The 21,660-nt window shown below is 63.9% G+C and carries 20 protein-coding genes; 13 read left to right on the forward strand and 7 right to left on the reverse strand.

Features of this window, described 5'->3' with window-relative positions:
* From rpsG to AB0366_RS17505, 5 genes are all read left to right on the forward strand, one after another.
* Nucleotides 1-471: a 30S ribosomal protein S7 gene (rpsG, locus tag AB0366_RS17485; RefSeq protein WP_003941856.1), complete on the forward strand. Its 471-nt coding sequence runs from the start codon at nucleotides 1-3 to the stop codon at nucleotides 469-471.
* Between the two features lie 95 nt (nucleotides 472-566).
* Nucleotides 567-2,669: an elongation factor G gene (gene fusA / locus AB0366_RS17490; RefSeq protein WP_121873359.1), complete on the forward strand. Its 2,103-nt coding sequence runs from the start codon at nucleotides 567-569 to the stop codon at nucleotides 2,667-2,669.
* Nucleotides 2,670-2,771: 102 nt separating this feature from the next.
* Complete coding sequence (gene tuf / locus AB0366_RS17495; protein WP_032380840.1) at nucleotides 2,772-3,962, forward strand: elongation factor Tu; 1,191 nt, start codon at nucleotides 2,772-2,774, stop codon at nucleotides 3,960-3,962.
* Between the two features lie 282 nt (nucleotides 3,963-4,244).
* Nucleotides 4,245-5,540, forward strand: a complete 1,296-nt coding sequence (locus AB0366_RS17500) for a 3' terminal RNA ribose 2'-O-methyltransferase Hen1 (protein WP_366245014.1) — start codon at nucleotides 4,245-4,247, stop codon at nucleotides 5,538-5,540.
* Complete coding sequence (locus AB0366_RS17505) at nucleotides 5,537-8,062, forward strand: polynucleotide kinase-phosphatase (protein WP_366245015.1); 2,526 nt, start codon at nucleotides 5,537-5,539, stop codon at nucleotides 8,060-8,062. Before AB0366_RS17500 ends, AB0366_RS17505 begins: the two co-directional genes overlap by 4 nt.
* 65 nt (nucleotides 8,063-8,127) lie before the next feature.
* Here the strand turns inward: AB0366_RS17505 and AB0366_RS17510 are convergent, their stop codons facing one another.
* From AB0366_RS17510 to AB0366_RS17520, 3 genes are read right to left on the reverse strand one after another with little or no spacing between them, the layout of a single operon-like run.
* Nucleotides 8,128-8,517 carry a hypothetical protein gene (locus tag AB0366_RS17510; RefSeq protein ID WP_366245016.1) on the reverse strand — a complete coding sequence of 130 codons (390 nt, stop codon included), beginning with the start codon at nucleotides 8,515-8,517 and terminating at the stop codon, nucleotides 8,128-8,130.
* 24 nt (nucleotides 8,518-8,541) lie between these two features.
* Nucleotides 8,542-9,093 carry a hypothetical protein gene (locus AB0366_RS17515; RefSeq protein ID WP_366245017.1) on the reverse strand — a complete coding sequence of 184 codons (552 nt, stop codon included), beginning with the start codon at nucleotides 9,091-9,093 and terminating at the stop codon, nucleotides 8,542-8,544.
* Nucleotides 9,093-10,031, reverse strand: a complete 939-nt coding sequence (locus AB0366_RS17520; protein ID WP_366245018.1) for a DUF6286 domain-containing Asp23/Gls24 family envelope stress response protein — start codon at nucleotides 10,029-10,031, stop codon at nucleotides 9,093-9,095. Before AB0366_RS17520 ends, AB0366_RS17515 begins: the two co-directional genes overlap by 1 nt.
* A 185-nt stretch (nucleotides 10,032-10,216) precedes the next feature.
* Between AB0366_RS17520 and ilvA the strand changes: the two genes are divergently transcribed.
* Nucleotides 10,217-11,380: a threonine ammonia-lyase gene (gene ilvA, locus AB0366_RS17525; protein WP_366245189.1), complete on the forward strand. Its 1,164-nt coding sequence runs from the start codon at nucleotides 10,217-10,219 to the stop codon at nucleotides 11,378-11,380.
* A 111-nt stretch (nucleotides 11,381-11,491) separates the two neighbouring features.
* Complete coding sequence (locus tag AB0366_RS17530; protein WP_366245019.1) at nucleotides 11,492-11,803, forward strand: LuxR C-terminal-related transcriptional regulator; 312 nt, start codon at nucleotides 11,492-11,494, stop codon at nucleotides 11,801-11,803.
* 307 nt (nucleotides 11,804-12,110) lie between these two features.
* Here the strand turns inward: AB0366_RS17530 and AB0366_RS17535 are convergent, their stop codons facing one another.
* Complete coding sequence (locus AB0366_RS17535) at nucleotides 12,111-13,079, reverse strand: LysR family transcriptional regulator (protein WP_366245020.1); 969 nt, start codon at nucleotides 13,077-13,079, stop codon at nucleotides 12,111-12,113.
* 142 nt (nucleotides 13,080-13,221) lie between these two features.
* On the opposite strand from AB0366_RS17535, the gene AB0366_RS17540 reads away from it, so the two are divergent.
* The 3 genes from AB0366_RS17540 (at nucleotide 13,222) to AB0366_RS17550 (ending at nucleotide 14,940) form a co-directional block, all read left to right on the forward strand.
* Entirely contained in the window at nucleotides 13,222-13,755 is a 534-nt protein-coding gene (locus AB0366_RS17540; RefSeq protein WP_366245021.1) for an aspartyl/asparaginyl beta-hydroxylase domain-containing protein, read from the forward strand.
* A gap of 32 nt (nucleotides 13,756-13,787) precedes the next feature.
* The gene (locus AB0366_RS17545; RefSeq protein ID WP_366245022.1) at nucleotides 13,788-14,681 is read left to right on the forward strand and encodes a DMT family transporter; all 894 of its coding nucleotides are present in this window, start codon (nucleotides 13,788-13,790) and stop codon (nucleotides 14,679-14,681) included.
* A 133-nt stretch (nucleotides 14,682-14,814) separates the two neighbouring features.
* Nucleotides 14,815-14,940, forward strand: coding sequence for a hypothetical protein (locus AB0366_RS17550; RefSeq protein ID WP_366245023.1), 126 nt, complete (start codon nucleotides 14,815-14,817; stop codon nucleotides 14,938-14,940).
* Nucleotides 14,941-14,942: 2 nt separating this feature from the next.
* On the opposite strand, the gene AB0366_RS17555 is transcribed toward AB0366_RS17550, so the two are convergent.
* Together AB0366_RS17555 and AB0366_RS17560 are read right to left on the reverse strand one after the other, a co-directional pair.
* Nucleotides 14,943-15,371, reverse strand: coding sequence for a MepB family protein (locus AB0366_RS17555; protein ID WP_366245024.1), 429 nt, complete (start codon nucleotides 15,369-15,371; stop codon nucleotides 14,943-14,945).
* Nucleotides 15,372-15,422: 51 nt separating this feature from the next.
* Nucleotides 15,423-15,797 carry a VOC family protein gene (locus AB0366_RS17560; RefSeq protein ID WP_366245025.1) on the reverse strand — a complete coding sequence of 125 codons (375 nt, stop codon included), beginning with the start codon at nucleotides 15,795-15,797 and terminating at the stop codon, nucleotides 15,423-15,425.
* 130 nt (nucleotides 15,798-15,927) lie between these two features.
* Between AB0366_RS17560 and AB0366_RS17565 the strand changes: the two genes are divergently transcribed.
* From AB0366_RS17565 to AB0366_RS17575, 3 genes are read left to right on the forward strand one after another with little or no spacing between them, the layout of a single operon-like run.
* On the forward strand, nucleotides 15,928-19,059 hold the full coding sequence (locus tag AB0366_RS17565; protein ID WP_366245026.1) for an arabinosyltransferase domain-containing protein: 3,132 nt from the start codon (nucleotides 15,928-15,930) through the stop codon (nucleotides 19,057-19,059).
* 55 nt (nucleotides 19,060-19,114) lie between these two features.
* The gene (locus tag AB0366_RS17570; protein ID WP_366245027.1) at nucleotides 19,115-20,083 is read left to right on the forward strand and encodes an ATP-binding cassette domain-containing protein; all 969 of its coding nucleotides are present in this window, start codon (nucleotides 19,115-19,117) and stop codon (nucleotides 20,081-20,083) included.
* A complete protein-coding gene (locus AB0366_RS17575; RefSeq protein ID WP_121873348.1) occupies nucleotides 20,080-20,874 on the forward strand; it encodes an ABC transporter permease in 795 nt (264 codons plus the stop codon). The genes AB0366_RS17570 and AB0366_RS17575 overlap by 4 nt, the downstream gene beginning before the upstream one ends.
* Before the next feature lie 68 nt (nucleotides 20,875-20,942).
* On the opposite strand, the gene greA is transcribed toward AB0366_RS17575, so the two are convergent.
* Nucleotides 20,943-21,437 (reverse strand): transcription elongation factor GreA, encoded by a 495-nt coding sequence (gene greA / locus AB0366_RS17580; RefSeq protein ID WP_032394210.1) that lies wholly within the window; start codon nucleotides 21,435-21,437, stop codon nucleotides 20,943-20,945.
* Nucleotides 21,438-21,660: the final 223 nt, after the last annotated feature.

The raw sequence follows: 21,660 nt of genomic DNA on the forward strand, positions 1-21,660 counted from the left end.
ATGCCACGCAAGGGCCCAGCACCCAAGCGGCCGCTGATCAACGACCCGGTCTACGGATCGCCGTTGGTCACGCAGCTCGTCAACAAGATCCTTCTCGACGGCAAGAAGTCGACCGCAGAGCGCATCGTCTACCAGGCGCTCGAGCAGGCTCGCGAGAAGACCGGCACCGACCCCGTCGTCACGCTCAAGCGTGCACTCGACAACGTCAAGCCGGCCCTCGAGGTTCGCAGCCGTCGCGTCGGTGGTGCCACCTACCAGGTGCCCGTCGAGGTTCGTCCCGGCCGCTCCACCACGCTGGCACTGCGCTGGCTGGTCACGTTCTCGCGCGCTCGCCGTGAGAAGACCATGGTCGAGCGTCTGGCAAACGAGTTGCTCGACGCCAGCAACGGCCTCGGTGCCGCTGTGAAGCGTCGCGAAGACACTCACAAGATGGCCGAAGCCAACAAGGCGTTCGCTCACTACCGCTGGTGATCTCCTCGCTCGGGCGGTATTCGGAACTATCCGATGCCGCCGGAGCGTTGATCAGCTCAGGCAATACCTCTTCCAACACCAAGGCGGGTTAACTCGTGGCACAGGACGTGCTGACCGACCTACTCAAGGTCCGCAACATCGGCATCATGGCCCACATCGATGCCGGCAAGACCACCACTACCGAACGCATCCTCTTCTACACCGGTATCTCGTACAAGATCGGTGAAGTTCACGATGGCGCAGCCACCATGGACTGGATGGAGCAGGAGCAGGAGCGTGGCATCACGATCACCTCTGCTGCCACGACGTGCTTCTGGAACGACAACCAGATCAACATCATCGACACCCCCGGTCACGTCGACTTCACCGTCGAGGTGGAGCGTTCGCTCCGCGTCCTCGACGGCGCAGTCGCAGTGTTCGACGGCAAAGAAGGTGTCGAGCCGCAGTCCGAGCAGGTCTGGCGTCAGGCCGACAAGTACGACGTGCCGCGCATCTGCTTCGTCAACAAGATGGACAAGCTCGGCGCGGACTTCTACTACACCGTGCAGACCATCATCGATCGTCTCGGAGCCAAGCCGCTGGTCATCCAGCTGCCCATCGGCGCTGAGAACGACTTCGAGGGCGTCATCGACCTCGTGCAGATGAAGGCGCTCGTGTGGAGTGGCGAGACCAAGCTCGGCGAGAAGTACGAGATCCAGGAGATCCCGGAAAACCTCAAGGAGCGCGCGGACGAGTACCGCACCATGCTGCTCGAGACCGTGGCCGAGTCCGACGAAGCGCTTCTGGAGAAGCACTTCGGTGGCGAAGAGCTCACGATCGACGAGATCAAGGGCGCCATCCGCAAGATGACGGTCAACAGCGAGCTGTACCCGATCCTGTGTGGATCCGCGTTCAAGAACAAGGGCGTTCAGCCCATGCTCGACGCGGTCATCGACTACCTCCCGTCTCCCCTCGACGTTGCCGAGACCATCGGACACGCCGTCGGCGACGAGGAGAAGGAGATCACTCGCAAGCCGTCCGCAGACGAGCCGTTCGCAGCTCTCGCGTTCAAGATCGCGACTCACCCCTTCTTCGGCAAGCTGACCTACGTCCGGGTGTACTCGGGCAAGGTCGACTCCGGCGCTCAGGTCATCAACTCGACCAAGGGCAAGAAGGAGCGTCTGGGCAAGCTCTTCCAGATGCACTCCAACAAGGAGAACGCGATCGCGACCGCATCTGCCGGTCACATCTACGCCGTCATCGGCCTCAAGGACACCACGACGGGTGACACGCTCTGCGATCCGCAGAACCAGATCATCCTCGAGTCCATGAGCTTCCCGGACCCGGTCATCCAGGTCTCGATCGAGCCGAAGACCAAGTCCGACCAGGAGAAGCTGGGAACAGCAATCCAGAAGCTCGCCGAAGAGGATCCCACCTTCTCGGTGAAGCTGGACGAGGACACCGGCCAGACCGTCATCGGCGGCATGGGCGAGCTGCACCTCGACATCCTCGTCGACCGTATGCGTCGCGAGTTCAAGGTCGAGGCCAACGTCGGCAAGCCGCAGGTCGCGTACCGCGAGACCATCCGCAAGACGGTCGACAAGCACGACTACACCCACAAGAAGCAGACCGGTGGCTCCGGCCAGTTCGCGAAGGTCATCATCAAGCTCGAGCCTTTCGAGGGCGAAGACGGTGCGACCTACGAGTTCGAGAACAAGGTCTCCGGTGGTCGTGTGCCCAGGGAGTACATCCCCTCGGTCGACGCAGGTGCTCAGGACGCCATGCAGTACGGTGTTCTCGCCGGATACCCCCTGGTCAACGTCAAGGTCACACTGCTCGACGGTGCGTACCACGACGTCGACTCGTCGGAAATGGCCTTCAAGGTCGCCGGCTCACAAGCGTTCAAGGAAGCCGCTCGCAAGGCCAGCCCCGTCATTCTCGAACCCGTCATGGCCGTCGAGGTCATCACGCCCGAGGATTACATGGGTGAGGTCATCGGCGACCTGAACTCCCGCCGTGGTCAGATTCAGGCCATGGAGGAACGCAGCGGTGCCCGTATCGTCAAGGCACTGGTTCCGCTGTCGGAGATGTTCGGCTACATCGGAGACCTTCGGTCAAAGACGCAGGGCCGCGCAAACTACTCCATGGTCTTCGATTCGTACGCAGAAGTTCCCGCGAACGTCGCGAAGGAAATCATCGCGAAGGTGAACGGAGAGTAATTCTCTCCGCTTGCTGGACCACGCTCGACCTGTAATAAGAAACAACACATACGCGTGCTTGCCCCGCAGGGGTACGCACAGATCAGTCCAGGAGGACACACAGTGGCGAAGGCGAAGTTCGATCGGACGAAGCCGCACGTCAACATCGGCACCATCGGTCACGTTGACCACGGTAAGACGACGCTGACGGCTGCAATCACCAAGGTTCTGCACGACAAGTTCCCGGACCTGAACGAGGCATCGGCTTTCGATCAGATCGACAAGGCTCCGGAGGAGAAGGCTCGTGGTATCACGATCAACATCTCCCACGTCGAGTACCAGACCGAGAAGCGCCACTACGCGCACGTCGATGCACCGGGTCACGCCGACTACATCAAGAACATGATCACCGGCGCGGCACAGATGGACGGCGCAATCCTGGTCGTTGCAGCAACCGACGGCCCGATGCCGCAGACCCGCGAGCACGTGCTGCTCGCCCGCCAGGTCGGTGTTCCGTACATCCTGGTCGCACTGAACAAGGCCGACATGGTCGACGACGACGAGATCATCGAGCTCGTCGAGATGGAGGTCCGCGAGCTCCTCGCTTCGCAGGAGTTCGACGAGGACGCACCGGTCATCAAGGTCTCCGCACTCAAGGCACTCGAGGGTGACGAGAAGTGGGGCGAGTCGGTTCTGGAGCTCATGCAGGCCGTCGACGATTCCGTCCCGGACCCGGTCCGTGAGACCGACAAGCCGTTCCTCATGCCCGTCGAGGACGTCTTCACCATCACCGGCCGTGGCACCGTGGTCACCGGACGTATCGAGCGCGGCTCGGTCAACGTCAACGAAGAGGTCGAGATCGTCGGCATCCGCCCCGGCTCGACCAAGACCACCGTCACCGGAATCGAAATGTTCCGCAAGCTGCTCGACTCGGGTCAGGCAGGCGACAACGTCGGCCTCCTCGTTCGTGGCATCAAGCGCGAAGACGTCGAGCGTGGACAGGTCATCATCAAGCCGGGCACCACGACTCCCCATACGGAGTTCGAGGGCAACGCTTACATCCTCTCGAAGGACGAGGGCGGCCGCCACACGCCGTTCTTCAACAACTACCGCCCGCAGTTCTACTTCCGTACCACGGACGTTACGGGCGTCGTGACCCTTCCCGAGGGCACCGAGATGGTCATGCCCGGTGACAACACCGAGATGTCCGTCACGCTGATCCAGCCGGTCGCCATGGATGTCGGCCTCCGTTTCGCAATCCGTGAGGGCGGTCGTACCGTCGGAGCCGGTCGCGTCACGAAGATCGTCAAGTGATCTAGTTCCACCAGCTGTACCTGAAGCGGCACTCACCCGAAAGGGTGGGTGCCGCTTTTGCGTGCGTGCGGCTCCGCCGCCCGCGTCAATGGACCATTGCACCGCCCACACGTATGCAGTGGTTCATTCACGCGGACCGAGGTGGCACCCGCAGTGCGTGAATGGACCCTTGTCGCGGTCAGACGTCTGTAGTGGTCCATTGACGCGGACCGGAGGTGGCACCCGAAAAATGGGACGCATCGGACGCGGCTGTCCCGTAACGTCGCTGCGGTGCTACTGACCGTGACTGCAAATGCCACAACCGATTTCCCGGACGCCTCCGACATCGGGTATTTGTTGCACAAGCATCCCGATCGCGTGCAGAGCTGGAACCTGCCGATGGGTACCACCACGGTGCTGTATCCCGAGGTCTCGGCCGAGCGCACCACCGTCGCAGTTCTCGCCGATGCCGACGCCGCTTCCGCACTGGCGGTAGCGCTGTCGAGACTGTTCAAGCAGACGCTGGCCGGAGTGTGTACCGGAAGGCCTGAATTGGTCTCTGCTGCAATCGATCTCACTGTGTCCCTACCCGCAGCGCCGTCGCGGGGCGGAACCGATCTCGAGGGTCGGCTCTTCGGTCCCCTCGGATGGACTGTGGACGCGACGCCCATTCCGCTCGATTCGACGCAGCCGGAGTGGGGCGACTCCGAGTACATCGATCTGGTTCTCACCGGCACGTTCACGCTGTCGGCTGCGCTGCGGCACCTGTACGTTCTACTTCCGGTCCTCGACGACGGGAAGCACTACTGGGTGGGCGAGGATGAGGCCGACAAACTCGTTCGCGCAGCAGGGGATTGGCTGGGAGATCACCCGGAGTCGGCATTGATCGCCTCCCGCTACCTGGCGCACCGTCGCGAACTCGTTGCGTCGGCGTTGGACCGACTCGTCCCGGATGTGCCCGACGACGTTGCCACTCCGCGAGATCCGACGTTGGCCGAGCAGCGGGTGCGTGCCGTACTGGCGGCACTGGGAGGCGTCGGCGCGAAGTCGGTGATCGACCTCGGTTGCGGTGAGGGCCGCCTGCTGCGAGAGCTGTTCGCAAACAACGACTTCGACCGTATTGTCGGTGCCGATGTGAGCGATCGCGCACTTGCCAAGGCGCAGCGCAGGCTGCGTCTGGAGGACATGCCCGATCGGCAGCGCGCTCGGATCGAGTTGGTCCAGTCGTCGGCCACGTACCGCGACGTTCGGTTGCACGGATTCGACGCGATGGTGCTGATGGAGGTCATCGAACACGTCGATCTCGATCGGCTTCCGGCGTTGGTGCGTTCGGTGTTTCTTCAGGCGCGGCCGCGAACGGTTCTCGTCACCACACCCAACTCCGAATACAACGTGCTCTATCCCGGCCTCGAACCGGGAACCTTCCGTCACGTCGACCACCGATTCGAGTTCACCCGCGCCCAGTTCGAGCAATGGGGTTCGTCGGTGGCACGTGAACATGCCTATGAGGTGCGCGTCGAGGGAATCGGCCCCGTCGACGACATGCACGGCACCCCGACCCTGATGGCCGTCTTCACCCGAGAGGAGCAGTCCCGATGAGTACCTTCGACATTCCGGATCGGTCCCTCGTCGTACTCGTCGGTATCAGTGGCTCCGGCAAGTCGTCGTTCGCTGCGCAGCATTTCGGTCCGTACGAGACGGTGTCCAGTGATGCGTGCCGAGGGATGGTGAGTAACGACCCCAATCTGCAGAGCGCAACCAAGGACGCGTTCGCGCTGCTGGAATTTCTCGTTGCAATCAGGCTTCGGGCCGGGTTGCTCACCGTCGTCGATGCGACGAACGTCCAACCGACTGCGCGCAAAGCACTGATTGCACTGGCTCGTGAACACGATGTACTCCCAGTGGCCGTCGTACTCGATGTGCCGGAATCGGTGTGTGCACAACGGAACGCGGAGCGAACCGACAGGACGTTCGGCCGAGACGTGCTGCGCCGCCAGCAGTCCCAGTTGCAACGCTCGATGCGAGGGCTCTCCAAGGAGGGTTTTCGCTCGGTCCACGTACTCGACGGTGTCGAGGAGGTGGCGTCGGCGCAGTTCGTTCGGACCCCGCTGCGCAGTGATCGCCGCGAGCTCACGGGACCGTTCGACGTGATCGGCGATATCCACGGCTGCCTAGGCGAGCTCGAAAGTCTGCTCACGACAATGGGTTACACGATCGAGCGGGACGATGTCGGCCGCCCGGGCGATGCGACTCCGCCGCCCGGTCGTACCGCGGTGTTCGTCGGTGACTACGTCGACCGCGGACCGGACTCGGTGGGAGTCCTGCGGCTCGTCATGGGAATGGTCGGTTCCGGAACGGCATTGGCAGTTCCGGGCAATCACGAGAACAAGCTCGTCAAGGCATTGCGGGGCCGGAAGGTGACCACGTCGCACGGTCTGGCCGAGACCCTCGAACAGCTCGAATCGGAACCCGACGAATTCCGCCGCGAGGTTCTCGAGTTCTGCGACGGCCTCGTCGCGCACCTCGTGCTCGACGGCGGCAAGCTCGTCGTTGCGCACGCCGGACTGATCGAGAAATACCACAACCGGGCGTCGGGCAGGGTCCGAAGTTTTGCTCTGTACGGAGACACCACCGGCGAGACCGACGAATTCGGCCTGCCGGTGCGGTATCCGTGGGCGCAGGATTATCGGGGCTCGGCGACGGTGCTCTACGGGCACACGCCGGTGCCGGAAGTGGAGTGGGAGAACAACACTGCGTGCCTCGATACGGGATGCGTCTTCGGCGGGAAGCTCACGGCGCTGCGCTATCCGGAGCGTGAGGTGGTGTCGGTTCCGGCCGAGAAGGTCTGGTACGAGCCTGCCCGTCCGATGGGCGCGTTCACGCGGGATGCAGCGTCGCTCGATCTGTCCGACGTGATCGGCCCGACGGGCGTCGAGACGTCGCTGCGTGGGCGGGTATCGGTTCGGCCGGAGAACGCCGCGGGTGCACTGGAAGTGATGAGTCGGTTCGCGCTGGCTCCGCAGTGGTTGCTTTATCTGCCGCCGACGATGGCTCCGAGTGCCACATCGGAGCGCGAGGGCTATCTCGAGTATCCGACGGAGGCATTCGACGCGTATCGCGCGCTCGGAGCGTCGACGGTGATCTGCGAGGAGAAGCACATGGGCTCGCGGGTGGTCGTGGTGGTGTGTCGAGATGCTGGCACCGCGCGGGAGAAGTTCGATGCGCCGGAGGGAGTGCTCGGCACCGCGTACACGCGGACGGGGCGTCCGGTGTTCGACGAGTCGCTCACCGGTGAGCTGATCTCCGGGGTGTCCGACGCGATCGAAAAGGCCGGTGTGTGGGACGAATTGGCCTCGAGCTGGCTGATTCTCGACTGCGAATTGATGCCGTGGTCTGCCAAAGCGGAGGGCCTGATCAAGACCGAGTACGCCGCGGTCGCTGCGGTGTCTCGGGCGAATCTCGGGGCCGAGGCGGCGGTGCTTGCGTCGGCCGGATCACGCGGTCTGGATGTGCAGGAGTTGCAGGAACGCAACACCGTTCGGCAGGGCAACCTGGGCGAGTTCACCGACGCATATCGGCGGTACGTCTGGCGGACGGACGGACTCGACGGAGTTCGGATCGCGCCGTTTCAGGTGCTGGCGTCGAACGTCGAGACGTATGCGGATCGTCCGCACTCGTGGCACCTCGACGTTGCCGACCGACTGGTGTCAGCAGCTCCCGGGGTGTTCGCCACTACCCGTCGAATCGAGGTCGATCTGTTGTCGCCGGATTCGGTTGTGGCAGGGGAGAAGTGGTGGGAGGAGTTGACGGCCGAGGGCGGCGAGGGCATGGTCGTCAAACCGGGAGCGAACGCTCCACGCGGAAAGATGCAGCCCGGCATGAAGGTTCGCGGCCGGGAGTACCTGCGGCTGATCTACGGCGCCGACTACACCGACCCGGATCGACTGACTGCATTGCGCAAGCGGAACGTGGGACACAAACAGTCGATGGCCCTACGCGAATACGCGCTGGGAATGGAAGCGCTGGACAGATCGGTGCGCGATGAGCCGCTGTATCGCATTCACCAGGCCGTATTCGCGGTCCTGGCACTGGAATCGGAGCCGGTGGACCCGCGCCTGTAGATGCCGTGGGCAGTGGTGTGGTCGGGTGCCACCTGGGGCACTCAACCACACCACTGCCGCAGGCACTAACCCCTCGGCGACGAGAACGGACTGATGCCTGCGCTGATCGGTGCCGCAATTGCTGCAACGACGGCTATGGACGCCCAGAACGTCGGTGAGTCCAGCATCAGACCGCCTGCGAGACCACACACGGCTACGACGACGCCGCATCCCACCAGCAGTCCCGACCCGACCTTGACGTGAGCGAGGTGGTCTCGCGTCGGATCACGTCGGGCTCCGAGCCACACCATCGTTCCCGAAGTGACGAAGGCCAGAGGGGCGAAGAAGAAGAGGGAGCTGCCACCGAGTTTCGAGGCGAAGGCGGCAAGTACCAGGATCGCTCCGAATGCAATGGGCACGGCGAGGGGCATGCCGCCGGACCATCTCTGGAACCTACTGCGCGTCGATGCAACCATGGCTTCACCGTACCGCCGGGTCTGCTACCGCCGCTTGTCGACGTGCAATTGAACGCGGGTGGCGACGTGCGCTCCAGCGAGTGATTCGGCCACGAAGGCGGCCCGTGATTCGGCCTGGGCGGTGAATGCGACGACATCGAAATCTGCTGCAGCATAAACGGACACAGCTACGGTGGGCATTCCTCGATCATCGATTGCCGTACCGCGGGCGCGTCGAACACCGGGGAACTCGGCCAACTCCGCGGCGACGCCCGATGCGATGGCGCTCAGGTCCACGTGCGCCGAGAAATGGGGTTCCTCGATGACACTTGCCGTTCCGGTCGTGCGCGGGGAGAAGTTGCCGATCAACAGAAGCAGTGCCATGACAACTGCGATGCAGACAACCACAGCCAGCGTCGGCACCCACCAGCCCTGTTCCGGCAATTCCGAAATTCGTACACGGTCGAAGCGAGACAGCGTTTCTCGCGCCCACGGAATGTCGTAATGCCAGGCAAGCGCAAATCCGCCACCCGCGATCAAGCCCACTCCGACCGCGATGGCAAGGAGTCGATCCACACCGGCGACGAACGTCTTCATCACGACACCCTCGTCGAAGCTGCCACCGACTGCTTCACCGTCAGTCGTCGTCCGCCCGCAGCAACCGACAGAGTCGGAGCCAGTGCCTCGCGCACGGTGGCGTCCACGTGCTCGGCATCGACGGCCCTGTCACGCTCGATTCGCACCTCGATCTTCCTGCGTGTGACAACGGTGTGTGCATCCACCACTCCGCGCGTGGACTGCGCTGCAGCACTGCACAATCGAGCTATGTCGGTCGGCGTGGCCCATACAGTCGGCGCCGACGCGCCCAGGCCGGAATGCGTCTTCGTTCGTGGCTTGACCCCCATGAACAGGAGAAGCAGCCCGAGAACGGCGGCTCCGATCGCGGCGGCGATCATCCAACTCTGCCAGTGCATTCGGGCGATCCAGGACACAGCGTCGGCTATCCATGGGCTACCGCCGAGGTGGCTGCGTGCGATCAGAAACTCCCTGCCGGCGACGAAGGCCACGCCGAGGAGGGCGAACCCGAACAGCAGTGCCACCGGCATCGCGGCCGGCCCGGCGGTGGGTGGACGAGGTGGAATGGCCTGCGAGTCCTCGGTATTCGAGATGGAGGAGAAGCCGGTGTCCAACGTGGTGTCCGATACCAGGACGTTCACCCGATGCACGTGCAGCCCCGTCATCGTCGCCAACGCAGCCTCGACGGTGGCGTGCACGGACTCGGTCACCTCGGTGATCTGCGACGGCCAGGTCACCCCGATGTAGAGGTTGACGGCGATCGTGTCCTCGCCGAGGGTGACGTCGGCGCGCGGCAGTTCTCGACCGGTCAGTCGCGAGAAGCCGCCGGTGGTGCGCGTGACCCGAGGATCCTTCAATGCCGCCGCGATGGCGGTCCGGGAAATGGCCCGATCCTTGATCTCGACGCTGCCACGCATCTCGCGGCCGTTGTCGACCTCGTCGGATCCAGCCTGCGTCATCACCGAGAATCCTTTGCGCCGGTCGCGGCTCGCTGTGGTGCGGCACGCGCTCCACAACTGTAGTGACGACCGGTGGCGGATGACGTCACGAGAGTAATTGTTCCTGGCATACTGCCACCGTGTCGGAAATTGTGCGGGTGACCGCGTCGGATATCGCCTCGGCCGAGGAGCTGCTGGAGCCGGTCATGCGCCGGACCCCTGTGGTGGCCTCGCGAATTCTGTCGGACCTGACCGGCCACGAGGTGCGCCTCAAGTGTGAGAACCTGCAGCGCACCGGATCGTTCAAGCCGCGCGGGGCGTACAACCGCATCGCCAGGCTCGACGCCGAGCAACGTGCACGCGGGGTCGTCGCGGCCAGTGCCGGCAATCACGCTCAGGGTGTCGCCTGGGCGGCATCGCAGGTGGGGATCGACTCGACCGTGTTCATGCCGGTGGGAGTGTCGTTGCCCAAGCTCGTCGCCACCAAGGCCTACGGCGCGACGGTTCATCTGGTGGGCAACACGGTGGACGAGGCGCTGAAGTCGGCGAGGGAATTCGCCGAACGCACCGGTGCCACCCTCATTCACCCGTTCGACCACCTGGACATCGTCGCTGGGCAGGCGACGCTGGGAACCGAACTGCTGCAACAGATGCCGGACGTCGGCACCATCGTGATTCCCACCGGTGGCGGAGGCCTGTTGGCCGGCGTCGCCGCAGCGGTCAAGCTGACCAAGCCCGGCATCAGGATCGTCGGCGTGCAGGCCGAGGGCGCTGCCGCATGGCCGGCGTCGCTGAAGGCGGGGCGTCCGATCGCGTTGGAATCGATGTCGACGATGGCCGATGGCATCGCGATCGGCCTGCCCGGATCGGTGCCGTTCGATCACGTGCAGGGCTGGGTCGACGACGTGGTGACCGTCAGCGAGGATGCGCTCTCGCGTGCGTTGGTGCTGTGCATCGAGCGCGCGAAACTCATCGTGGAACCGGCGGGCGCGGCGGCGGTGGCAGCTCTGATGACGCATTCTGCGGACGAACTCGGATTGACCGGCTCCGTCTGTGCCATTCTCTCCGGCGGGAACATCGACCCACTGCTGCTCACTCACGTCATCACTCACGGCCTTCGAGCGGGTGGACGTTATCTCGCTGTACGCGTGACTATTTCGGACAAGCCGGGCGGACTCACCGGGGTACTCGGGGTGGTGCGCGATGCCGGCGCCAGTGTCGTCGACGTCGTCCACTCCCGTACCGGCGGACGCCTGGGCCTCGAGGAGGTCGACGTGATGTTGACCGTCGAGACCCGCGGACCCGACCACCGCGGTTCGGTGCTCGATGCCTTGGGTGCGGCGGGATACTCGGTCCAGGTGGAGAACTGAGGCCGAGGTCTGCAAGGTTTTGACTGGTGCGGACCTTCTGGACAGTAGGGTCGTGTCGGTGATTGCCGAACTGACGAGCGGAATCAAAACGGTCCTGCGCCGGAATGGCAGATGGTTGCTCTCGGCATGTTCGCAGGGCCGCTGTCCTGGATAAAGCGCTCAGTGTCGGTGCAAGTGGGTATCCGCTCGAGCAATCCAAGGCAGCGGATTTCGTTCGTGGCGTCCGCACCGTTGCGGCCGGGGAATCCGGCCACGGGTCTGTCGAATCGTGAGATTACGTCCGATCTCGTGCTGGCGGAGGAGACAGTGAAGACGCACGTTGAGCGGATTCTTGCCGAGCTCGACCTTCGCGACCGTACGCCGGCTGTCATTTCCAATACGACAATGAACTCTCCCACCGGCTCGACCTCGGCGTGCTACTAGATGGGCGACGTGGCGCAACCACAGGAAAACCGCATGTAGAAGCGCCCCACCCGGTACGTCAACGCCAGTTTGTCGTACCGGTGCCAATCCTCGCTGTTCGATGGGGTTGAAAGATCGCTCGACTGCATCGCGGCCCTTGCAATTCTGCGCGCGGGTCCCCTCGTCGAACTTCATCGGCGCAGTCATGCCCGCATTCTCCTGGTGAGATCACAGTCTTTACCTAATCTAGGTGATGATCATGCACTCGCGGTATGGCGTATGCTCGAATAGTTGTTGTGCGGGTTTCGATTTGGTGCAAGCCTCGGTGTCACGGGGCGTGTACGGGCTGTACTGGGTCGCTTCTGGACGGCGACCTATCTGCTGGTTCGAATCCAGCCGTCCCGACTGCCTTCTCCTCAGCGTGAACGGCACCGACTGCGTTGTGGTCGATGACCTCGTCGGCGGCGGCGAGGAAGTCGACGACGGCAGGGTGCTTGCCTTTCGTGGGCCAAACTGCGAGCGCAGGGACCGGCGGCGCGTCGACGACGGGTACGTAACGGACATCAGGATGAGTGTAGAAGCGTCCTGTCGACAGCGCTGTGACTCCGATTCCTCTTGCTAGCGCGATATATTGAAGCCACTCTTCGGTGTTGTTGACCTCGATGATGCGTCGCTGCGCGTAGGGCTTCGGCCACAGCGCTGCCGAGGTCGTGCCTGAGAGAGTGTTGACGATCAGCGGGTCCTCAGCGATATCGGCGAGACAGACGTGGTCGTCGGTCGCACGAGAGTGGTCGGCCGGAAACGCCGCAAGCCGAGGTTCTTCGAACAGGACGGCACTGTCGAGACGGGCCGAGCGCGGACGGCGTCGCACCAAGGCGAGATGGCTTCTCCCATCGAGCACTCCCGCGTCGGCGGCATCGAAACGTCGCAACGCCACACGCATCTGCGGATGGCTGTGTTCGAAAACTCTGACGATGTCGCTGGTCAGTGCACCGGCCCCGCCCCACGTGAACCCGACCCGCAGGCGAGACGGTTGAGCATCGAGGGCGCTGACCGCCTCGGCAGTGACTTCCAGGACACGCCGCGCATGAGGGAGCAGCGCTGCACCGGCCGACGTCGGCCGGACCGGCTGTCCCAAGCGATCGATCAGTTGCTGGCCGAGTAGGCGCTCCAGCCCCGCCACCATCCGGCTCAATGCCGGTTGAGTGACGTGGAGCGCGGTCGCCGCCGCAGTGAACGAGCCGGCATCTATGACAGTGACGAAAGCCCGGTAATGGCGGATATCAGGTTCGGACACGGCACGCCCTTCGGTCCCTGCCCATGCCGGATAGACATAAGCGATCAGCAATCGGCATTTCCACTCCCGCAGCGTGTTTCATAGGCTGAAACTGCTCGCGGAAATCCGCAGTCTCGACATCCGACACTCGGAGGATTGCGTCATGGGATCTCGCCCACTCGGACAGATCGACCTCGATGCCACATCGTTGAATGCAGATCTCGAAACTGACCTGGCCACACTAGACGCTCTCGACCGCCCCGCCGACCTCTACGACGAGTTCACGATCGGGAGCTGGGTCAATCACCCTCTGTTGAATCAGTCAGGTGTTGAAGCCGATTCGACGTTCCGCGACGGTACCGGCGTTCGAGCGACGCCGGTCTTGGATCAGCTGCCCGCGATCAGGGCCATTTTGGACAAGTACTTCCACAATGAACGGCTCATGATGGCCCGGGTTCGTGATGTTCGAGAGTGGAGCATCATCCCGCATCGGGACTTCCTCGAGCTCGACAGCGACAACACACGCTACTTCCGCATACTGATGACCTTGCAAGCAAACGACGCATGCATGAATTCAGACGAATCGATGGTGTTTCGCATGCGTTCCGGCGAGGTGTGGTTCCTCGACGCCGCTGGGGTGCATTCGGCCATTGACACCTCCTCAGACACCCGTTGGTCGTTATGCCCCACCAGATGATTGCTGCATCGATCTCTTCTGCGAGCTCGGATATGTCACGAGTCCGACGAGCGAAGGCAGGGGCAGTCCTCGCCGTAGCTGTTCTCGGAATCGCAGTTTCTGCGCCGCTGATCGCTGCGACCAGCGCCCCGGCAATCGCCATTGCATTCTGGCGCACCGCAGCGGGCGCGGCAGCGTTCGCAGCGCTGGTCGCCAGCACCACGATCCGAGCCCGACGCTGTCGACCCGCGAAACTGAGCGGCGGCGAGGCCAGGTTCGCGTCTCTGGCCGGACTGTGTCTCGCCGGGCATTTCGCAACGTGGATCCCCAGCCTGGGTTTGACCACCGTTGCGGCGTCCACTGCGCTGGTCTGCACGCAGCCCGTTTGGGCCACACTCATCGTGCGCATCACTGGTGTCCGGATCGGCCCCGGGGTCTGGACGGGATCGTTGATCGCAGTCCTCGGGGTACTGGCCATGGTCGGTACCGACATGGAAAGCGGGAGGGATGCACTTTTCGGGAACGCCCTCGCATTGGCCGGTGGACTGTTCGGTGCAGGCTATGTCGTTCTGGGCCAGCGCGCCCGCATCACACTCGACACCGCGCGCTACAACATGCTGGCGTTCACCACGGCAGCGGGCGCGCTGGCCGCCGTCGCCGCGGCCACCCACACTCCCCTCGTGGGATTCACCAGCTCGGCATGGTGGGGAATCGCGGCGGTCACCCTCACCGGCCAGATCCTCGGCCATGCGTTGCTGAACCATTCGCTGAAAACCATAGACGCGACGACTGTCTCGACCGTGGCGCTTCTCGAGGTTCCGGCAGCAACGGCGCTGGCCGCTCTGTTCCTCGCCCAGTACCCACCATGGGTATCTCTGATCGGCGCAACGCTCGTCGCTATCGGTGTAGCGCTCGTCATCCGAAGTAGACCTCACCTGGCCTCTTGACTGTCGACGGCAGGTGTCACCCGACTAGCCGGCAGGTCATCTCAGCGCCCCGGAACAGGCCGGGATTGTCTTCATCAGAATCGGCTTCGCGCTGACAATCGAGTTCCCGCCGCAAAGTCGAGCGGGTTGCGGCATGAGCCGGACCTTGATCGTCACCAACGACTTCCCGCCGAGCCAAGGTGGAATCGAGACGTTCGCGAGGCACATCGCCGGACTCTGTCTCGCCGCGACACTCCATCGGCTCACCAGCGCGACCTGATCTCAGTACTCCCGGAACGCGGGCGCTTGAGCACGTTGCGTGGCTGCGGCCTGGACGTTCAAGCCTGCACACCAGCTCGGATATACCCGGAACCCACGTTTGCCCGGCCGCCTACCCGAGGTAACTCCGAGCTCAGTGAGATGCACGCCGGTGAACCGAAACACTCCGCGCCGATCATGTTGTTCGACGAAGACAAGCAGGCCCGCAGCAAGGTCGTCCCCGAACGGCGTGGTGTTCCCGTCGGCGTCTCGCTGCCAGAAGGCGACGAATGCACCCGGCTTGGTAGGGGTGTTCCGCGCAGTCCGGATATGCCACGCTTCCGCGCCGATCCAAATAATCCCGGACTCGTAGTCCCCGTTCTGCATCTCGGGGCGCACCTCGGCGGTCACGCCGACCGCAGCCGAGTATGCCGCGAAGGCATTGAACTGCATACAGCCACGCTATCTTGCCGAGCCGTCGCACTACGCGGCGAAGTTCGGGGGCTAGAAATACCGCCGGGTGATCAGCTCCAAAAGATTGCCACCGGGATCGAGGAAGTAGTCGCCTCGACCCCCGTGCTCGGTGTTGGTCTCACCTTGTCGGGTGCGTTGTGGGTCGGCCCAGTGTTCGACGCCCCGGTCCGTGAACTTCGAGTAGGCGCGATCGAAAAGCTCGTCGTCGACGAGAAATGCATAGTGCTGTGGGTGGTAGTCGAAGGGTGGCTCGGCGAATTGGAGCATCACTCCGGCGTCGAGGGTGATGTTGGTGAACGGGCCCCAGGACGGGGCCGATGTCGCTTCGAGGACATCGAGATAGAACTGTGCGGACGCGTCGCGGTCCGTTGCGGCAATGATGGTGTGATCGAACGTGATCGACATGATCGGGTACCTCGTGAGTAGGCCCATCGGGGGCGCGGATCCGATGCTAGCGCTGACGGACGGGCACGGCAATACCCGACTGGTACCTTGATCAGCGACTTGGACCAGGACATCGGTGGGAGATATTTGCATGGCTCGGCTTGTCGCGATCGTCTCCGCTGTCCTGGGAATTCTGCTGACGATCGCGATACCGCTGTTGCCGATCGAGCAGCAGCAGTCCTCGCTGACATGGCCGCAATCGGACACGATCGGCAGTGTCGAAGCTCCGCTCGTCGGTTACACCCCGATCAGCGTCGACGCGACGGTCCCGTGTGCGGCCGCGAATCGTGTGCCCGACGGCGGGCTGTTGTTGTCCACCTCGCCCAAGGGATCGCCCGACGCCTATCGCTACGGTCTCGTTGCCGAGGTGACGGGCGGTGACGCGTCGCAGCTGCAGGTGACGTTGCGTGATTCCGTCCTCCTCGAGAAGCCGGTATCGGAACTAAGCCCTTCGGCTGCGGGTGACTGCGCGTTGACGATCACCTCGACGGCCACGGCGACCACCGTGGGACTGACGGGCGAAGACACCGTCACTCGCGAGGGCGACGTGCGGCCACAGTTGGTGGGCGTGTTCAGCGATATTCAGGGCAACATTCCCGGTCTGCAGCTGCAGGCCGAGCTGGACAGTAGGTTCTCGTCGACCCCGAGCGCGCTGAAGTGGTTCGCGATGATCGTCGGTGTGCTCGCCACGGGCATCTCACTGATCGCGCTGCACCGCCTCGACCTGTCCGACGGCCGACGTGCCCGACGGTTCCTCCCTCGTCGCTGGTGGACGTTCGGCGCTGCCGACGCGGTGGTGATCGGGACGCTGGTGGTGTGGCATCTGATCGGCGCGAACACCTCCGACGACGGCTATCAGCTGGGCATGGCGCGCACGGCCGATCACGCCGGATACATGGCCAACTACTTCCGCTGGTTCGGTGTGCCCGAGACACCGTTCGGCACACCGCTGTACGACATGTTCGCCCTCCTCTCGCACGTATCGACGGCCAGCGTCTGGATGCGGTTGCCGACGCTGATCTGCGCCGTCGTGGTGTGGCTCGTCATCAGTCGCGAGGTGATCCCGCGGTTCGGTGCGGCTGCTCGCGCGTCGAAGACCGCGCTGTGGACCGGTGGCCTGGTGATGCTCGCGTTCTGGCTGCCGTACAACAACGGCCTGCGCCCGGAGCCGTTCGTGGCGCTCGGAGTGTTGCTGACGTGGTGCTCGGTGGAGCGCTCGATCGCGACCCGCAGATTGCTGCCCGCGGCCGCGGCGATTCTGATCGCCGCGCTGACGGTCACGTGTGGACCGTCCGGCTTCATCTGCTTCGCACCGCTGATCGCCGGGGCACGGCCGGTGTTGCAGATCGTCGTCGCCCGCGCTCGGCAGTTCCGCAGCCCTGTGCTGGGCGCGGCGACGTTGCTGGCCCCGCTGATCGCGTCGGGCACCGTGGTGCTGGTGTTCGCATTCGGCAACCAGACCGTGGCCGGCATGCTCGAGATGCAGCGGGTGCACAACGCGGTCGGGCCTAGCCAGGCCTGGTTCGACGAGTACCTGCGCTACCAGTGGCTGATGAACATGGACATCGACGGCTCGCTCGCGCGCCGCTTCGGGGTGTTCGTGATGATCGTCTCGCTGATCGCGGTAGTAGTCGCGATGCTGCGCAAGGGCGGCAAGATCCCCGGCACCGCAACCGGTCCCGCGCGTCGCATCGTCGGCATCACCGTCGGGGCGATGGCCTTGATGATGATCACCCCCACCAAGTGGACCCACCACTTCGGTGTCTTCGCCGGACTCGCCGCATCGGTTGCGGTACTGGCAGCCGTGGCGACCGGTGCGGCGGTACTGCGATCGCGGCGCAACCGACTCCTGTTCGCCGCGTCGGTCTCGTTTCTACTGGCCGTCGCATTCACCGGAACCAACGGCTACTGGTACGTCTCCGCATGGGGAGTTCCGTTCTGGGACAAGCCGATCCTCGTAGCCGGCCTCGGCATCTCGACCATGTTCCTCGGCCTGACCCTGCTGCTGTTGCTCGCCGCCGTCTGGTTCCACCTCCGCGAGCCCTATGTGCGCACCGACAAACCGATGGCGCGATGGTGGTCGGTGCCGCCGATCGCTGTCGGGGCCGCCCTGATGGTGCTGGTGGCCGTCGCGTCGATGGCCAAGGGCGCTGTGGCGCAATGGCCGTCGTACTCGATCGCGAAATCGAATCTCACGGCGCTGACCGGAAACACGTGCGGACTGGCCAACGACGTACTGCTGGAAACCGACCCCAATGCCGATGTGCTGCAACCGGTCACCGGAGACGCGTTTGCCGCACTGGGCGCGGCCAACGACGGGTTCACCCCCGATGGTGTGGCGGGCGACCTCACCGCAGACAAGGAATCCTCGGCGTCGGGCACCTCGAACACCGTCGACACCGGAGAGCAGCAGCAGCCGACGTCGACCACCGGTGCCGGAACCGGCGGCAGCGCACTGCCGTTCGGCCTCGATCCGGCCACTGTGCCCGTGCTCGGTTCGTTCGGGTCCGATGCCCCCGCCACACTGACGACCGGGTGGTACGCACTGCCTGCCGATCCGGGCGACCTGATCTCCATCGCCGCTGCCGGACGCATCCGCTCGGTGGATTCCGACGGCATCGTCACCTACGGGCAGAGCCTCGAACTCGAGTACGGAGTCGACGGGCAGGCGCAGGGGCGGGTGACGCCCATCGACATCGGCCCGGCGCCGTCGTGGCGCAATCTGCGCGTGCCCATGGACCAGATTCCGGCCGGTGCCAACACCATTCGGTTGGTGCTCACCGACGCCGATCGCGATCCCGACCAGTGGTTGGCGGTCACTCCGCCGCGAGTTCCGCGTACTCAGACGTTGAACGAGGTCGTCGGCCGTGACGCTCCGGTGCTGCTGGACTGGGAAGTCGGCTTCAACTTCCCGTGCCAGCGTCCGTTCGACCACCGCCTCGGCGTCGCCGAGGTTCCGCAGTATCGGGTGCTGCCGGACCGCAGCGGTGCCGTCATCACCAATGCGTGGCAGGACCACTACGGCGGCGGGCCACTCGGATGGATCGACATCGTCGCCTCGGCCCGCACCATTCCGTCGTATCTGGCCGGCGACTGGGACCGCGACTGGGGATCGATCGAGCAGTACATCCCGTACGACGAGTCGGCGCAGGCGGCGCAGATCACAGCCGAAGAGGTCCAGCGTTCGGGCCTGTGGACGCCGGGTCCGATCAAAACCGGTTAATCTCTACGCGTTCGGAGGTCCTTACACCGACCAGGAAAGAAACGGGGATAGGGCAATGGCGAACGCTATAGAAGTAGAGGGCCTCGTACTTCGGTACGGCAAGAACGTCGCGCTCGACGGGATCGATTTCACCGTTCCCGAGGGCACGGTGCTGGGAGTGCTCGGCCCCAACGGTGCCGGAAAGACCACGGCGGTCCGCATTCTCGCCACCTTGCTGCAGGCGACGTCGGGCTCGGCCCGAATCTTCGGGCTCGACGTGGCGACGCAGGCCAACGAGGTGCGCAGCACGATCGGGCTGACCGGTCAGTTCGCGGCCGTGGACGAGTACCTGACCGGCTACGAGAATCTCGAGATGGTCGGCCGACTGTTCGGCCTACGCAAGGCCGAGGCGAAGAAGCGCGCCGACGAACTGCTCGAACGGTTCGACCTGCAGTACGCGCGTGACCGCACCGCAAAACAGTACTCCGGTGGTATGCGTCGGAGACTCGACATCGCAGCCAGCCTGATCGGGCGACCACGGGTGGTGTTCCTCGACGAACCCACCACCGGGCTCGATCCACGTAGCCGAATCACCATGTGGGAGTTCATCGCAGACCTCGTCCGCGACGGCACGACCATTCTGTTGACCACCCAGTACCTCGAGGAGGCCGACCGACTGGCCGATTCGATCATCGTGCTGAACAAGGGCAAGATCATCGCCCGCGGCACGGCAGACGAGCTCAAGGCCCAAACCGGCGGCGAGCGAGTCGAATTCGTGCTCACCGATCGGTCCCAGGTCGATCAGGCCAAACGGATTCTGGCTCCGATCGGCGTCGAACCGCCCACGTTCGACGAACAGGTGGGCCGAATCGTCATGCCGGTCAACGGAGGCTCGAAAGACCTCGCCACCGCACTGGCCCAGCTGGAGGAAAACGGAATCGGTGTGGTCGACGTCGGACTGCGCAGGCCCAACCTCGACGATGTGTTCCTGAGCCTGACCGGTCAGACCACCGGCGAGCCCGAGACGGCGGAGGAAGAGAAATGAGCAACGTTTTCCTGGACTCCGCGATCATCACGAAGCGAAACCTGATCAAGCTCAAGCGAGTTCCCGATCTGCTGTTCTTCGCCATGCTCTCGCCGATCATGTTCGTGCTGCTCTTCGCCTACGTCTTCGGCAGTGCCATCGACGTTCCCGGCATCGACTACAAGAGCTTCCTGATGGGTGGCATCTTCGTGCAGACGATGATCTTCGGTGCTTCGCTCACCGGGTCGTCGCTGGCCGAGGACCTGCAGAAGGGTGTGATGGACCGGTTCCGGTCGCTGCCTATGGCGCGGTCGGCAGTCGTCATCGGGCGCACCGCGGCGGATGTCGGCAACAACCTCGTCACCATCACGATCATGTCGATCACCGGACTCATCGTGGGCTGGCGCATCACGTCATCGTTCTTCGACGCTCTGCTCGGGTACGTGTTGCTGCTGCTGTTCGCGTACTCGATCTCGTGGGTGATGGCGCTGGTGGGCCTTACGGTGCGTTCGCCGGAGATCTTCAACAACGCGTCGTTCATCGTGATCTTCCCGTTGACGTTCATCGCCAACACCTTCGTTCCGATCGACAATTTCCCGAGCGTGCTCAAGACGATCGCGGAGTGGAATCCGATCTCGTCGGTGACGTTGGCAGTGCGAGAGCAGTTCGGAAACACCAACCCGATGGCACCGCCGCCGGAGGTGTGGCCACTGCAGAACCCCGTGCTCTACACACTGATCTGGGTCGTGTTGATGCTCGTGGTGTTCGTGCCGCTGTCGGTACGCAAGTACCAGAAGACGATGACCGCCTGACATCCACGCAGAAGCACCCCCGGTCGCTCGGCGACCGGGGGTGCTTTTCATGTCTTCTGCGAGAAGGTTTACGTGTGGTACGGCTCCGCGCTGACGAGCGTGACCTTCATGGTCTTGCCGTTGGGCAGCGTGTACTCGCGGGTGTCGCCGACCTTAGCGTCGATGAGCGATCCGCCCAGCGGTGACGCGGGGGAGTACACCTCGAGCTTGTTGTCGCGGGCACCCTCTTCGCGAGTGGCGATCAGGAACGTCTCGGTGTCGGACTCGTCGCCGTCGTAGTAGACCTTGACGACGGACCCGGGAAGGGCGACACCGGACTGAGTGGGTGCCTCGCCGACCTTCGCGTTGTTGAGCAGCTCCTGCAGCTGGCGGATACGTGCTTCCTGCTGGCCCTGCTCCTCGCGCGCAGCGTGGTAGCCGCCGTTCTCCTTCAGATCGCCCTCTTCGCGACGCTCGTTGATCTCGGCGGCGATGACGGGGCGATTGGAAATGAGCTGGTCGAGTTCGCTCTTGAGCCTGTCGTGTGATTCCTGGGTAAGCCAGGTCACCTGGGTCTCGGTCATCTCGATCACTCCCTCGTAGTCGGAATCTCGAGTTCGGATTCCGGTTTCTGAGCAGGTAGGGCACGCAACGAACAGGGGACTCCAATGGTTGGATCCCCTTGGTCGGCCCACATCCTGGAGCCGTCGTCATCGTTCGCAGGTGAACCCTGCCCGCAATGCAGCAATACACGGCACCTTCTGCGGTGGCCGTGTATGACCCGAGCTTACCACGAACAGGCAGTTC

Source organism: Rhodococcus sp. NPDC076796, assembly GCF_040702765.1.
Lineage (GTDB): Bacteria > Actinomycetota > Actinomycetes > Mycobacteriales > Mycobacteriaceae > Rhodococcoides.